The sequence below is a fragment of the Yersinia thracica genome, from assembly GCF_902170565.1.
GTDB lineage: Bacteria > Pseudomonadota > Gammaproteobacteria > Enterobacterales > Enterobacteriaceae > Yersinia > Yersinia thracica.
In genome coordinates, this window is record NZ_CABHXX010000095.1 from 238,549 (window position 1) to 252,203 (window position 13,655).

Below are 13,655 nucleotides of genomic sequence, written 5' to 3' on the forward strand. Positions count from 1 at the left end.
GCCTGTGTATCTATTGGTTAGTCATTTCAGTGGTGTTATTCATTCTTACCGGAGAGCCGTCGATGACAGTTGCAAAACTCAGTGCGGGTTTATTGGTCGTCGGTGGCATATTGGGTTATCTCGGTGCTGATTGGCAGAGTAAACCGTTACTGATTGCTGCCGGAATGACCTTGCTCGCTGGCGTTATTTTTTCTGCTTTGACTGAGCGAGTGAGCCGCTAAAGATGTGCCGTGGCGGGGTTTCAGGTATTATATGCGCCGCACGGGATAACCGGTGCCGAAATATCAGTTATATTGCGCGATGATTTAGCGTGGTTAGCAACCTAATGGCTAACCTAACCCATTGAGCAATAGTTAAATATTCATCAGTAACCTCTCTGAAAGACAGGAACGTACACCATGCCAGTGTTACATAACCGAATTTCTAATGAGGAACTTAAAGCGCGCATGTTGGCTGAAACCGAACCGCGCACCACAGTTTCTTTTTATAAATATTTCATGCTGGAAGATGCAAAAACCTTCCGCGATAACCTCTATAGCCAATTTGTTAAACTCGGGGTGTTTGGCCGGGTTTATGTGGCAAAAGAGGGAATCAATGCCCAAATTAGCGTGCCTGCAAATCGTTATGATGAGTTTAAAGTCGCGCTGTTTGCCGCTCATCCCGCGCTGGACCAAGTGCGATTGAATGTTGCGCATGAAGATGACGGCAAGTCATTTTGGGTGCTACGCATGAAAGTTCGCGAGCGTATTGTGGCTGACGGTATCGACGATGACAGCTTCGACCCCAGCAATGTTGGGCATTATCTGAAGGCCGACCAGGTCAATCAGATGATTGATGACCCCGATACTTTGTTTGTCGATATGCGCAATCATTATGAATACGAAGTAGGCCATTTCGAAAATGCGATAGAAGTTCCTTCGGATACTTTCCGCGAACAACTGCCGATGGCGGTTGATATGCTGCAACATAATAAAGATAAGAATATTGTGATGTATTGCACCGGTGGGATTCGTTGCGAGAAAGCCAGCGCCTATATGCTGCATAATGGCTTTAAAAATGTTTATCACGTCGAAGGCGGGATTATCGAATATGCCCGTAAAGCCAAAGAACAGGGATTGCCGCTTAAGTTTATTGGTAAAAACTTTGTTTTCGATGAGCGAATGGGCGAACGGATATCTGAAGATGTCATTGCACATTGCCATCAGTGCGGCACCCCAAGTGATACGCATACTAATTGCAAGAATGATGGTTGCCACTTACTGTTTATTCAATGCCCGGTTTGTTCAGCAAAATTTGAAGGTTGCTGTAGTCAGATTTGCCAGGAAGAGCTGAAGCTTCCACAGGAAGAGCAACGCGCTCGTCGGGCAGGGCGAGAGAATGGCATTAAGATTTTTAATAAATCTAAAGGGTTGCTACAAACAACTATGCATATTCCCATGCCGGAAAAGGGTACGGATAAGTAATATCTGGTGCTATTAAAATAAGGCGTTGTCGGTTATTTTATCCGCTAGCGTCTTTTTTTTGCCATTTGAGCCGTGGCGGTTTCAATACAAGGATTAATAATGACAAAACCTGTGGTAAGTGGCCAAGGGTTGCGGTTAGTTGCGATGCTGGCAATGTTGGTAGTGATTATGGCCGGGGTCAAAGCGGCATCGCCTATTGTAGTCCCTTTTTTACTGGCGATATTTCTCGCTATTGTTTTAAACCCTTTGGTGAAATTACTCGAAAAAATAAAAATCCCCCGGACATTGGCTATCGTCTTATTGGTAACCATTATTGTTTTACTGATGGCATTACTGTTTAGCCGCTTAGGTTCTTCATTAAATGAATTTGCCCGCTCACTACCACAATATCGCGGGATGATGCTGGAAAAAATGCGCGACCTGCAAGAGTTCGCCATGCGCTTTAATATCGAATTTTCGGTGGATGACATTATGAAACATGTCGATCCCAGCATGGCCATGAACTTTGTTACCCGCCTGCTAAGCCATCTTTCTGGTGCTATGGCCAGCACGTTCTTGCTGTTAATGACCGTCGTTTTCATGTTATTTGAAGTCGAGCGTCTTCCCTATAAAATGCAATTAATGTTTGATAACCCAGAACAAGGAAATGCGATTCTGCGGCGTGCGCTGAATGGTGTAACGCATTATCTGGTGATTAAGACCATTATTAGTATTGCGACGGGGATTGTCATTTGGCTATTTTTGGCCGCGATGGGGGTTAGGTTTGCTTTCCTGTGGGGGTTACTGGCCTTTGTTCTCAATTACATACCCAACATCGGGTCTGTATTGGCCGCTATTCCACCCATTATTCAGGCCTTACTCTTTAACGGTTTTGCTGACGCCTTTGCGGTAACTGGCGGTTATATTCTCATTAATCTGATTGGCGGTAATATTATCGACCCACGCATGATGGGCCGTGGTTTAGGGTTATCAACATTGGTGGTGTTCTTATCATTAATTTTCTGGGGATGGTTATTGGGGCCGATAGGTATGTTGCTGTCAGTTCCATTAACCATTATTGCCAAGATTGTACTGGAATTAACTCCTGCCGGTTATAAGTTTGCGGTGTTACTGAGTGATGGTAAGCCTGCTAAGATTGAGTCGGACACTCCTGTATCCTAACTTAACATCTGAGGGCCGCAGGTGATTTGGTGCCTGTTGGCCCGGTTAAAAAGGGAGGGGTGAGTTAATAGAAAAAGAAGTAAATATCCAGCGCCAACAACATTAACCACAAACAGATATAGAGCATTAAATGCTCTCGTACATTATTGATAACCATTGAGATGAATTTACTTAACATACCGACTGCCTGAGGTTAAAGTTATAGCCCATTATAGGTGGTTTTAATTGGGTAAACAATCAGTTAGGAGTTAAACCCTTGTCTAAGGGAATAATAAAAGAAATAACTTATTTTCAGATGTGTGTATAAAGTGAAGGAAATAGAAAATTAGTTTATATAAAAAGACATTTAGTAGAATGTAACCGATATTTTTAACGGGAGGCTATGTCGCGTTGTTTTCTCGGCTACATTATTCATAATCTAAATATATATGTGTATTATTTGTCTATTTGTCTATATGTCGAGTGCCATTAGCTGATGCCGTCTCTAAATACAGACCAAATTCTAGTATAAATATTTAAATACATTATAGATAAAACACAGTTCCAAGCGGTTTCTGACTTTTATTTTTTCAGTAATATGGCGCTTATGTGAGTAAACCGTACTATCGCTGATATTTAACTTTCTGGCTATACGGTAATTAGGCATTTCTGTCATCCAATAGCACATAACTTTATGTTCTTGTGGGCTGAACAGTGATGCAGGGCATGGCAGCATTGGCTTATCTTCTCCATTTGAAACATTTGATAAGCTTTGCAATAGTTCAGGTAAATGCTTCTTAGCCAAGATTGAAACGGAATCCGTTAGAGGGATAGGCGTTTCGCTAAAGGGATATGATGCATCCAGATAAATATAAACTCTTGCCTGACCACAGCAACTGATAAATTGTGCTAATAATGGGCAGTGTCCACCGAACCGACAATATTGTGTAAGATTAACAATTATTATTTCAGGATTAAAATGATCAATTGCTAATGTTGCCTGCTCAACGGTAGAAACATCCATTAAATGAAGAGATGCGGAACTATTTAAATAAGTATTTACCCCTGAACGGGTATAAAAACACTCGTCAATAATTAATATTTTCATGTGACATACATCCTTGTCTAACTGCAACCATACCTGACTGCATATTAGGATAAGGTAATCCTCTGACGACTAAGGCGTCAATTCGGCATTTACGATGTTTTTTTGCGGGTTTTATGAGTTAATGGCTATTAATTACCAGGCTAATGTGGTTTTGATGCTAACGATGAGATATGAATTAATTGCCAATGACTTATCTTAAGTCTCAATGGTCATTGGCAATAATTTAGTGAATCAATTGTGGGTATGAGCGCTATAAATCCGTGAATCGAGCCAAAGAAAAGGCAGTAATATCAATAGGTGATGGTTTATCTTGTGCAAAGAATGCAGCGACCTCGCCCAGCGCAGTGGCAAATTTAAACCCATGGCCACTTAACCCCGTCACGACCATAATATTGGGGTTATTCGGCAAAGTATCGATGATGAAATCTTCATCAGGGCTCATATCATAACTGCATGCTGCACCATGTAAACAAACGCCCACGCCGGGTAAGAAATTACGCAAAAAACCAAATACTTCTGTTCCGTCTTCAGCATAACTGCCAAAGGGCTTGCGCTGTGTCGCTGATTCTATGGGTTGCCCACCATTATGTTTACCGAGTTTCAGTTCATCATTTTGTGAAGGAAATCCGTAGTAATGAATATGGTCCGGTGTTTCCACCGTGAATGCTGGGAAATGATTCCCTTCACTGTAGCGGCCATCGGCATGGTGCCAGGAAAAGACTTTGCGTATTGCAGTCACCGGCAATTGCGGCAGCAACTCTTTCACCCAAGTTCCGGCAGTAACAACCACTTTTTTAGCACTGTAGGTACCGTCGATGGTGACGACATCAATGCCTTCATCCAGAGGTTCAATCGCGGTCACTGGGCAGTTAAATAGAATGCCACAACCTGCTTCAGTAACAGTTTTGATCAGTGTTTTTATCGCCAACTCTGAACGGAGGAAACCTGAATGCGGTTCGAACACGCCAATATAATTATCTGGGACAGTAAACACCGGCCACTTTTCACGAATTTGCGCCGCATTTAGGATCTCAACCGGCAAATTAAATTGTTGAGCACTGTGTTGTGAGTTTTTTAGAAAGACGGAATCCACTGGCCCCAAATTAAGCACGCCACAGGCCTGGAACAATTTTTCACCGGTTTGGGCTGAAAGTTGATCCCAAAGTGCTTGAGCACGTAATACTAATGGGACATATTTCTCGCCTTCACCATATGCATGGCGAATGATTCTGGTATCGCCATGGTGGCTGCCTGCTTGGTGAGGCGGCATGGCGCTGTCAATCATCAGCACATTTAAACCGGCTTGCGAGGCATAGTAACCTGCGGCTGAACCGACCGAGCCACTACCAATGACAATCAAATCATAATCCATATTTTTCACCCTGCTGAATACCACCGCGAACCCTATTTAACGCCCGATCTTATTTAATATTGTTTGATTTGTAACGCAGTTTTATCCTGACAATGACCAGAGCGATTTAAATTAAAGGCAGTAAGTTGTGATAAAAATTAAAACGATAGTAATAACATGAGACCCAAGAGAGCAAAAGGGATGTTCGCCATCTTATGGTGGAAGCGGTTAATAAAAAGGCACCGAGTGATATTCACTGGTGCCTTTTTACGAGCTTTGAGAAATTAATTGCTGGTGATAATTAATGCTTACGGTGGTCCAAATCTTGGTAATCTGATGATTCAATTTTAGCAATGCCTGCTTCTAATATATTTATTAATTGTCGCGCAACATCAGTTGTCAGCCAGAGTGTTCTATCAACTAGCGCATCTTCTGGTGGTTGATTCATGGAAGACAGGTAATGAAGACGTATCATCATCGCGTCATATACATCTACAGTGCTGATATCCCAACCTACGAGCGGGTGAGTCTGGATAACTTCATCATTTCTGTCCATAAAGACCCCTTATATAGTAGTTACTGAACGGTAGTGACTAATGAGGATCAATGCGGCCCAATACTGAGTGAGCTTTTTCAGTATACGCAACCGTTGATGAATTTGGCGATTATCTACAGATATTTACAAATTATTTATTTTCTGATGATTAATGAATCGAAAGTTAAAAATAAAAAATGTGAAAGGGAACAGCCCAATATTTACTGATATAAAAAAGCCGAGGAGCGACTCCCCGGCAAAAAAACAGCATTTATCTGCAACATATCGCCGTCATTGACAGCCTATTGCAGTGGGTTACTCCGCGTCGAACCAGTCATCCGCGCTTTCCCATATTTCTTGTAATATTTCAGATATGAGGTCTTTATCCGTTTTGGCGCCACCTAAAACAGAAAGATTATTCGCACCGGCATAGCGTACTTGTACGGCGGTGGTAGTCTCTGGGAATTTAGTATTCAGCCGTTTACTCAATTCATTGGTGAGTGCTTCGATAGCACCTGCGGGTAATTGGTTTTTCTTATCAATACTGACTTCAACACGCATATTTGGCCCTCCGAATATTTATACTGTTTATTTATACAGTATAAATATTCAGGCCGCAACTGACTAAGAAAAAAATTTTCAGCTGTAGAGAAAAATGTGCTCTACAGCTGATGTTATCAGGCTTTAACTGACCAATTGAGAGTCTGACCGGCAAGGAAAGGAATGATAGATTCGTTTCCTAATGTGATTTCTTCTGGTTGCTGGAAAGGTTCCCGAACCAACTCAACAAAATCTTCGTTAACCGGCAAGTCATAAAAGCGCGGGCCATTCAAAGAGCAGAAAGCTTCCAAATGTTCCAATACATTCATTTCTTCAAACACAGTGGCATAAGCTGAAAGCGCCGACGGGGCGTTGAAAACACCGGCACAGCCGCAAGATGATTCTTTCCGATGTTTAGCATGAGGAGCAGAGTCAGTACCAAGGAAGAAACGGTCTGAACCACTGGCCACGGCTTGCCGCAAGGCATCTTGATGAGTGCTCCGCTTCAGAATTGGCAAGCAGAACAGGTGAGGGCGGATCCCACCAACCAACATATGATTGCGGTTGAACATCAAATGTTGAGGAGTGATGGTCGCACCAAGGAAACGATTGCCTGCCAGCACATAGTCGGCCGCATCTTTGGTGGTGATGTGCTCAAAGACAATTTTCAATTCTGGGAATTTACGGCGTATCGGTTCCAGAATCGTTTCAATAAAACGCGCTTCACGATCAAAAATATCCACCGCGGCATCGGTGACTTCACCGTGAATTAACAGCGGCATGCCAATCTTCTGCATTTGTTCAAACAGCGGATAAATCGCTGGAATATCAGAGACACCATGCGTCGAGTTAGTGGTGGCATTGGCCGGATATAATTTGGCCGCAGTAAATACGCTGTTTTCAAAGCCGTGGGTCAGTTCATTGACATCCAGGGTATTGGTCAGGTAGCACGTCATCAGTGGGGTGAATCTATGACCTGCAGGTATTGCCGCCAAAATACGTTCCCGATAAGCAATAGCACTGGCAACAGTGGTGATCGGTGGGGTCAAATTTGGCATGACGATGGCCCGGGCAAATACCTCGGAAGTATAGGGCAGCACGGTGCTGAGTATTTCGTCATCACGTAAGTGAATATGCCAGTCATCTGGGCGGCGAATTTTCAGGGTTTGAGGTTGTGCAGTCATTCAACGGGCTCCGCAGTCATGATGAAATATTGGTTTTTGTGCTGTTTCCGGCGGGGTGTAAGGATAAGCGGAAAGTGCTTAGGATGCATCTGATTGTTACGGTTAAGTTGAAAACAATATTTTTGGTCAGTTGAAAATAATGTCAAAAGGGGCTCTTATAGAGAGGCGCCAAGTCACATTGTCCTACAGGGCGAGTGATTGATTTATCGGCAAGTATGCTAATTAAATATCAGATGGGAGAATAATCATGGAAGTTCGTGTCATTGCCAGTTTAGTGGCGAAACCTGAGTTTATTGCTGAAGTTAAAGCGGCAGTTCATCAGGTTATCGACCCGAGCCGTGAGGAAAAGGGGAATCTGCAATATGATCTCCATGCCGAAAGCGGCCAAGAAGGTTCTTTTGTATTTTTCGAACGCTGGGCATCTGATGATGCATTGGAAAAACATAATAAAACTGAACATTTTAAAGAATTTGTTAAAGCGCTAGAGGGCAAGCTGGAAAGCCTTGAGATCAAGAACGTGAAGCAGATTGCTTGAGTTTATCGGCGAAATAAAAAACCCGCCAGATGGCGGGTTTTGCAATATTAGGACTGAATGATATTGCTATTATTCGACCGATTGTGGTTTTGTTGCCGGTGCAGTGGCCTGAGTTGCCGCAGCATGACCACCCGCAGAACCTTTACCTGCAAAATCAAAGGCTGGGCGTTCCCATTGGCCTTGAGCTGATGATGCAGGGACGTAATCAGGCGCAGGTGCTTTGGTCATCGGTGCTGAAGCATAGTGCTTAAATAGCACGCCTTCAGGATGAGCAACAACCGGCTGTTGTGCTGCCACGGCAACAGGAGCCACAACGGCCTCTTCTGTCACATTGACCTCTTCAGCTACAGTTTCGGCAACCACAGTTTCCGCAGCAATCACTTCTGGCTCGGTTATTTCTTCAACCACAGCTTCTTCGACTACCGCTTCCACACCAACAGTTTCCACAACAATCGCTTCTGGCTCGATTGCTTTTTCAACCGCTGTTTCTGTTGCAGCCGCTTCTTCAACCACAGGTTCAGCTGCTGTGATAGCTTCAGCTTCTGGTGCTATTTCAGTCACCTGAACAGGTTCTTCAATCGCGCGAGTTTCAACAGTGGTTTCTACTGCTGCTGGCTCAATAACGGCTGTTTCTGCCATTGTTGTTTCTACAATTGTTGTTTCTACGACCACAGGTGCACGGCCAGGTACGGCAGCGGCGGATGAGGATGACCCCCCCGGCTTATGTTGTGGTGTCGGCACGGCAATTTCAGCTACGGCAGCAGTAACAACTGGAGCAGCAATCACTGGAGTAACAACAACTGATGCGGCAGCAATAGCGATTGATGTTTCTACAGCGGCAACTTCTTGCACGCGTTCTACTGGCAATTGTTCTTCAACCGGGTTTTCCACAAAGGCTTGTTCAACCTGCCGGGCAACCGGATAACGCACCCACACCTTACCCGACGCCATTTCTGGTGAGGCGAAAGCACCCGCCAGCGGCATAGCAGATTGTGTTGGATAGCGCTCATCACGATAGCGACGACGGCGTTGGCCGCTGACACGCAGGTGGCGAGGCGAGCGGCGAGAGCGACGTGGCATGCCATTTTCATTGTTGGCATTGCGGTCGTTCGTTGCATCATCATCAGCCTGAGAGCTAGTTTGCGTCAGTAATTTCACTTCTTCCTGCACTACTGGTGCAGCAACCTGAGCAACTGGGGCAGTGACCGGTGTTTCCAGAACATTCAGCTCATCATTCGCGGATTGAATACGGACTTTCTGATTCAATTGGCGGCGTTGACGGCGCTGCATCACCTGTTGGCGCTCTTCTTGCTCAGGTTGTACTTCTTCTACAGCTGCGGCAATGACATCAATATCATCAACTTTAGCTTTAACATCCTGTGGTGCCTGGCGTTTGTCATCCTGACGACGACGCTGGCGATCACCGCGGCGCTGTGGCTGCTCTTCACGCGGTGCTTTATCCGCTTCTACAACTTCAGTTTGCGCTAATGGCGCAGTTGTCTGTTGCGTTGGGCGTTTATTGCGGCGTTGATCTTCACGGCCCTCGCGATTGCTATTATCGCGGTTAGCATTGTCACGGCTGTTGTTATCACGAGCATTGTTATCACGGCTTGAGTTATCACGGCTTGAGTTATCACGGCTTGAGTTATCACGATTGGAGTTATCGCGACCTTCACGTGGCGTGCGGTCACCGCGATCTTTACGGTTATTATTCTGGCGACGAGGATTACGGCGATCATTGCGACGATTTTCGCTATTTTCCGTTTTCTCAACTTCGACCGGTTTAATTTCTTCTGCTGATGTGCCGAATATACCTTTCAGGCCACTGAGCAGACGGCTGAAGAAACCAGGTTGTTCATCCGTCGCAACAGTTTTCTGTGGTGCAACAGTTGGCTTAACAGGCGTAGCTGTAGGGGCTGACTCTGGCGGCACTTCAGTTGGCAGAGAGAAAGTCGCCAACGCCGGTTGCTCTGGGCGTTTACGCTCAATAGTCGCTTCTTCCAGCGGTTGCGCCATTTCTGCTTCATGCAGTTGTGGCAACAAATAGCTGAGAGTCGGGACTTCTTCGCCTTTGCGTACGCGAAGCACCGAGTAATGCGGCGTTTGCATTTGATCGTTTGGCACGATCACTGCACGTACACCACCCTGGCGTTTTTCGATGGCATTGACGGATTCACGTTTTTCGTTCAACAGATACGAAGCAATTTGTACCGGCACAATCGCGTGAACTTCATGAGTATTTTCTTTCAGCGCTTCTTCTTCAATCAAACGCAGAATAGAAAGTGACAGGGATTCGTTGTCACGTACAGTACCGGTACCGCTACAGCGTGGGCATACATGGTGGCTTGACTCACCCAGTGACGGGCTGAGGCGCTGGCGGGACATTTCCAGTAAACCGAAGCGGGAAATGCGGCCAATCTGGATACGCGCACGATCCTGACGGACGGCATCGCGCAAACGGTTTTCCACTTCACGCTGGTGGCGAACCGGTGTCATATCGATAAAGTCGATGACAATCAGGCCACCCAAGTCGCGTAGACGTAATTGGCGAGCAATCTCATCGGCAGCTTCAAGGTTGGTATTGAATGCGGTTTCTTCGATATCACCACCACGCGTTGCTCGCGCGGAGTTAATATCAATCGCCGTCAGCGCTTCGGTAGTGTCAATAACAATCGAACCGCCGGAAGGCAGACGCACTTCGCGTTGGAAGGCAGATTCAATCTGTGACTCAATTTGGTAGTGACTGAATAATGGAATTTCACCACTATACAATTTAATTTTGCTGCTGAAATCCGGGCGGCCGAGCGCGGCGATATGCTCTTTAGCCAGTTCGAGAACTTTAGGGTTATCTATCAGGATTTCGCCGATGTCCGGGCGCAGATAATCACGGAAAGCACGGACAATCACGTTACTTTCCTGATGGATCAGGAATGGTGCAGGGCGACCTTCAGCGGCTTTTTTAATCGCATCCCAATGCTTCAGACGGAATGATAAGTCCCATTGCAGCGCATCAGCAGATTTACCGACACCGGCGGTACGCACAATCAGGCCCATGCCGTCAGGCAATTGCAGGGAGGATAGGGCTTCTTTCAGTTCAGTGCGGTCATCACCCTCGATACGGCGAGAAATACCCCCGGCCCGTGGGTTGTTTGGCATCAGAACTAAATAACTACCTGCCAGGCTGATGAAAGTCGTGAGTGCGGCACCTTTATTACCGCGTTCTTCTTTATCAACCTGAACAATAACTTCCTGGCCTTCGCGCAGCACATCTTTGATGTTTGGGCGGCCATGAGAGGAATAATTACTAGGGAAATATTCGCGAGATATTTCTTTTAATGGGAGAAAACCATGTCGTTCAGCGCCGTAATCAACAAAAGCGGCTTCCAGACTAGGTTCGATTCGAGTGATTTTACCTTTGTAAATATTCGCTTTTTTCTGTTCATGACCTGGGCTTTCAATATCCAAATCATACAGCCGCTGTCCATCTACAAGGGCAACACGCAACTCTTCTTGCTGAGTGGCGTTAATCAACATTCTTTTCATCTTTAACTTACTCGTTATTTTTACATTGTCATTAGAACTGCGGGCAAAATAACCTCATGGTCGGGTAAACCGATGACCCCGAGTCTTCTAGCAAAGCCGTCAACCTCACGGTTGTCGCCTGCATAGGGGCGCATTATTTCGGTAAGCCTGTGTTTCTTTCTGAAAAACAGCGCTTTTTATATAAAGGGTAGCTTCTGAATATAAGACAACAGAGCCTTACCCACTTGCCGACCAAGCTGCAACCCGCAGCCCGCTAATTGCTTGATTTCACATTACGTCTTACGCCATTGCTGCGTTTTTGCGTGATCAGGCAAAGTTTATTATTCCACAAGTCTCTTGGTCTAACGAGAATCAACGCAGAATTAAACACATTATTCCATTGCTGACACTGATATAGCAAGATGACTTTACCTGTCTAGGTAAAGATTCTTTTACTGTATTCACAGTGTTGGCGGCTATCGTTGTCTTATTAAACAATAAATGCACGCAAACGTTATCTTTAAATAGCCAGATTGACAGTTAAGCACAGAAAAAGGGGTGGCGCTAATTCCTCGGTGTATTTAGAATCGCGTCCCATGAAAACGAATAATCCAGTAGTACAATTAATCACCATTTCTGCCGACGAAGCCGGTCAGCGGATCGATAACTTTTTGCTCACTAAATTGAAAGGTGTGCCAAAGAGTATGATTTACCGCATCGTGCGCAAAGGTGAGGTTCGAGTTAATAAAGGGCGCATTAAGCCAGAATATAAATTGGCTGACGGTGATGTGGTGCGTGTGCCGCCAGTGCGAGTTGCTGAACGCGAAGAAATTCAGGTATCAGCTAAACTTGATAAAGTTGCCGCGCTAGCTGATTGCATTCTATTTGAAGATGATTATCTCTTAGTGCTGAACAAACCTTCCGGTACTGCCGTCCATGGCGGTAGCGGTTTAAGTTTCGGGGTGATTGAAGCATTACGCGCCCTGCGCCCTGAAGCGCGTTTCCTGGAATTGGTTCACCGTCTTGACCGTGATACCTCCGGTGTTTTATTGGTGGCAAAAAAACGTTCAGCTTTGCGTTCCTTACATGAGCAACTGCGCTTGAAAGGAATGCAGAAAGATTATTTGGCTTTGGTGCGCGGGCAATGGCAATCACATTGCAAAGCCGTGCAAGCGCCTTTGCTGAAGAATATTATGCAAAGTGGTGAGCGCATGGTGAAAGTCAGTAGCGAGGGCAAACCATCCGAAACCCGCTTTAAAATAGAAGAGCGTTTTGAGCATGCCACACTGGTTAAAGCTAGCCCGATTACCGGCCGAACACACCAGATTCGTGTCCATGCGCTGCATGCTGGCCACCCGATCGCTTTTGACGATCGTTATGGTGACCGTGAGTTTGATGCTCAATTACAGGGCACTGGGTTACATCGTTTATTCTTACATGCCGCCGCTTTACGTTTTGAACACCCAAATACCGGTGAAACTATGCGCATTGAAGCACCGCTGGATAATCAATTGCGCCATTGTCTTGCGGTATTACGCAAAAAAGCCGCTATTTAAAACGGCCCGATCAGTTTTACAGCCGTCAGTTTTAAAGCTATCAGTTTTAAAGTAGAGGATTCACCCCTTGCTCAATTAACATTTGGGTGAGGGCGATTAACGGCAGGCCGATGAGCGTATTTGGATCACGGCCTGACAATTTATCAAATAAGGTGATGCCCAAACCTTCACTTTTAAAACTGCCCGCGCAATTCCACGGTTGTTCCCGCGATAAATAACCTTCAATTTCTGCACTATTCAAGGTGCGGAAATAAACATCAAAAGTTTCACAAAGACAACTATGGCTATTAGTGGCAGTGTTTAGCAGCGCCAGTCCGGTATAAAAAGTGACACATTGCCCACTGGCTTGGTGTAATTGTTTGACAGCATTGGCGTGATTATGAGGTTTGCCGATGATAGCCCCGTTGATAACACACACTTGATCAGAACCAATTATCAAGTGTTGTGGGTAATGTGCAGCCAGTGCTTGGGCTTTCGCTTGTGCCAAACGCTGCACCAATGCGCTCGCGGTTTCAGCAGGCATTGGGGTTTCATCGGTTTCTGGTGCGGCAGTGATAAAAGGCAATTGCAGCTTTTCCAGTAATGCGCGGCGGTATGACGAGGTTGAAGCAAGGACTAATTGCGGCATAATATTTTCCATAAACCGTGGCGTAATTGAATCAGACATTTTAAACTGTCTGCCGCTTCGGAAGCGAATATTGGTGAAAGGTGCAGTAAAACG

The 13,655-nt window shown here is 45.4% G+C and carries 13 protein-coding genes; 5 read left to right on the forward strand and 8 right to left on the reverse strand.

All coding sequences use genetic code 11. From position 1 onward, the window contains the following. Positions 1–62: 62 nt before the first annotated feature. The 3 genes from FTA91_RS20105 to FTA91_RS13995 all read left to right on the forward strand — a co-directional run bounded on the left by FTA91_RS20105 (position 63) and on the right by FTA91_RS13995 (position 2,624). Positions 63–221: a hypothetical protein gene (locus FTA91_RS20105; RefSeq protein WP_174634646.1), complete on the forward strand. Its 159-nt coding sequence runs from the start codon at positions 63–65 to the stop codon at positions 219–221. A gap of 177 nt (positions 222–398) precedes the next feature. After that, a complete protein-coding gene (gene trhO / locus FTA91_RS13990; protein ID WP_050115734.1) occupies positions 399–1,463 on the forward strand; it encodes an oxygen-dependent tRNA uridine(34) hydroxylase TrhO in 1,065 nt (354 codons plus the stop codon). A gap of 99 nt (positions 1,464–1,562) precedes the next feature. Beyond that, on the forward strand, positions 1,563–2,624 hold the full coding sequence (locus FTA91_RS13995) for an AI-2E family transporter (protein WP_050115735.1): 1,062 nt from the start codon (positions 1,563–1,565) through the stop codon (positions 2,622–2,624). A gap of 64 nt (positions 2,625–2,688) precedes the next feature. Here the strand turns inward: FTA91_RS13995 and FTA91_RS14000 are convergent, their stop codons facing one another. The 6 genes from FTA91_RS14000 to pyrC all read right to left on the reverse strand — a co-directional run bounded on the left by FTA91_RS14000 (position 2,689) and on the right by pyrC (position 7,321). Further along, on the reverse strand, positions 2,689–2,802 hold the full coding sequence (locus tag FTA91_RS14000; protein WP_072082691.1) for a DUF2770 family protein: 114 nt from the start codon (positions 2,800–2,802) through the stop codon (positions 2,689–2,691). 324 nt (positions 2,803–3,126) lie between these two features. Next, complete coding sequence (locus FTA91_RS14005) at positions 3,127–3,711, reverse strand: response regulator transcription factor (protein ID WP_050115736.1); 585 nt, start codon at positions 3,709–3,711, stop codon at positions 3,127–3,129. Positions 3,712–3,961: 250 nt separating this feature from the next. Further along, on the reverse strand, positions 3,962–5,083 hold the full coding sequence (solA, locus tag FTA91_RS14010; RefSeq protein WP_050115737.1) for an N-methyl-L-tryptophan oxidase: 1,122 nt from the start codon (positions 5,081–5,083) through the stop codon (positions 3,962–3,964). Between the two features lie 280 nt (positions 5,084–5,363). After that, complete coding sequence (gene bssS, locus FTA91_RS14015) at positions 5,364–5,618, reverse strand: biofilm formation regulator BssS (RefSeq protein WP_050115738.1); 255 nt, start codon at positions 5,616–5,618, stop codon at positions 5,364–5,366. 294 nt (positions 5,619–5,912) lie between these two features. Next, positions 5,913–6,158 (reverse strand): DNA damage-inducible protein I, encoded by a 246-nt coding sequence (dinI, locus tag FTA91_RS14020; RefSeq protein ID WP_050115739.1) that lies wholly within the window; start codon positions 6,156–6,158, stop codon positions 5,913–5,915. Between the two features lie 116 nt (positions 6,159–6,274). Then, a complete protein-coding gene (gene pyrC / locus FTA91_RS14025; RefSeq protein ID WP_145583510.1) occupies positions 6,275–7,321 on the reverse strand; it encodes a dihydroorotase in 1,047 nt (348 codons plus the stop codon). Between the two features lie 247 nt (positions 7,322–7,568). On the opposite strand from pyrC, the gene FTA91_RS14030 reads away from it, so the two are divergent. Then, positions 7,569–7,856, forward strand: a complete 288-nt coding sequence (locus FTA91_RS14030) for a putative quinol monooxygenase (RefSeq protein WP_050115741.1) — start codon at positions 7,569–7,571, stop codon at positions 7,854–7,856. Between the two features lie 69 nt (positions 7,857–7,925). Here the strand turns inward: FTA91_RS14030 and rne are convergent, their stop codons facing one another. Continuing rightward, positions 7,926–11,399: a ribonuclease E gene (gene rne / locus FTA91_RS14035; RefSeq protein WP_145583512.1), complete on the reverse strand. Its 3,474-nt coding sequence runs from the start codon at positions 11,397–11,399 to the stop codon at positions 7,926–7,928. 575 nt (positions 11,400–11,974) lie between these two features. Here rne and rluC point away from each other — a divergent pair. Then, a complete protein-coding gene (gene rluC / locus FTA91_RS14040) occupies positions 11,975–12,934 on the forward strand; it encodes a 23S rRNA pseudouridine(955/2504/2580) synthase RluC (protein ID WP_050115743.1) in 960 nt (319 codons plus the stop codon). Positions 12,935–12,980: 46 nt separating this feature from the next. Here rluC and FTA91_RS14045 read toward each other — a convergent pair whose 3' ends face one another. Then, positions 12,981–13,562: a Maf family protein gene (locus tag FTA91_RS14045; RefSeq protein WP_050115744.1), complete on the reverse strand. Its 582-nt coding sequence runs from the start codon at positions 13,560–13,562 to the stop codon at positions 12,981–12,983. Between the last annotated feature and the right edge of the window lie 93 nt (positions 13,563–13,655).

What these genes read in the sequence shown, in the direction of transcription:
- trhO (WP_050115734.1), top strand. Translation starts at nt 399, where the DNA reads ATGCCAGTGTTACATAACCGAATTTCTAATGAGGAACTTAAAGCGCGC.
- rne (WP_145583512.1), bottom strand. Translation starts at nt 11,399, where the DNA reads ATGAAAAGAATGTTGATTAACGCCACTCAGCAAGAAGAGTTGCGTGTT.
- FTA91_RS20105 (WP_174634646.1), top strand. Translation starts at nt 63, where the DNA reads ATGACAGTTGCAAAACTCAGTGCGGGTTTATTGGTCGTCGGTGGCATA.
- FTA91_RS13995 (WP_050115735.1), top strand. Translation starts at nt 1,563, where the DNA reads ATGACAAAACCTGTGGTAAGTGGCCAAGGGTTGCGGTTAGTTGCGATG.
- pyrC (WP_145583510.1), bottom strand. Translation starts at nt 7,321, where the DNA reads ATGACTGCACAACCTCAAACCCTGAAAATTCGCCGCCCAGATGACTGG.
- FTA91_RS14045 (WP_050115744.1), bottom strand. Translation starts at nt 13,562, where the DNA reads ATGCCGCAATTAGTCCTTGCTTCAACCTCGTCATACCGCCGCGCATTA.
- bssS (WP_050115738.1), bottom strand. Translation starts at nt 5,618, where the DNA reads ATGGACAGAAATGATGAAGTTATCCAGACTCACCCGCTCGTAGGTTGG.
- FTA91_RS14000 (WP_072082691.1), bottom strand. Translation starts at nt 2,802, where the DNA reads ATGTTAAGTAAATTCATCTCAATGGTTATCAATAATGTACGAGAGCAT.
- FTA91_RS14030 (WP_050115741.1), top strand. Translation starts at nt 7,569, where the DNA reads ATGGAAGTTCGTGTCATTGCCAGTTTAGTGGCGAAACCTGAGTTTATT.
- dinI (WP_050115739.1), bottom strand. Translation starts at nt 6,158, where the DNA reads ATGCGTGTTGAAGTCAGTATTGATAAGAAAAACCAATTACCCGCAGGT.
- rluC (WP_050115743.1), top strand. Translation starts at nt 11,975, where the DNA reads ATGAAAACGAATAATCCAGTAGTACAATTAATCACCATTTCTGCCGAC.
- solA (WP_050115737.1), bottom strand. Translation starts at nt 5,083, where the DNA reads ATGGATTATGATTTGATTGTCATTGGTAGTGGCTCGGTCGGTTCAGCC.
- FTA91_RS14005 (WP_050115736.1), bottom strand. Translation starts at nt 3,711, where the DNA reads ATGAAAATATTAATTATTGACGAGTGTTTTTATACCCGTTCAGGGGTA.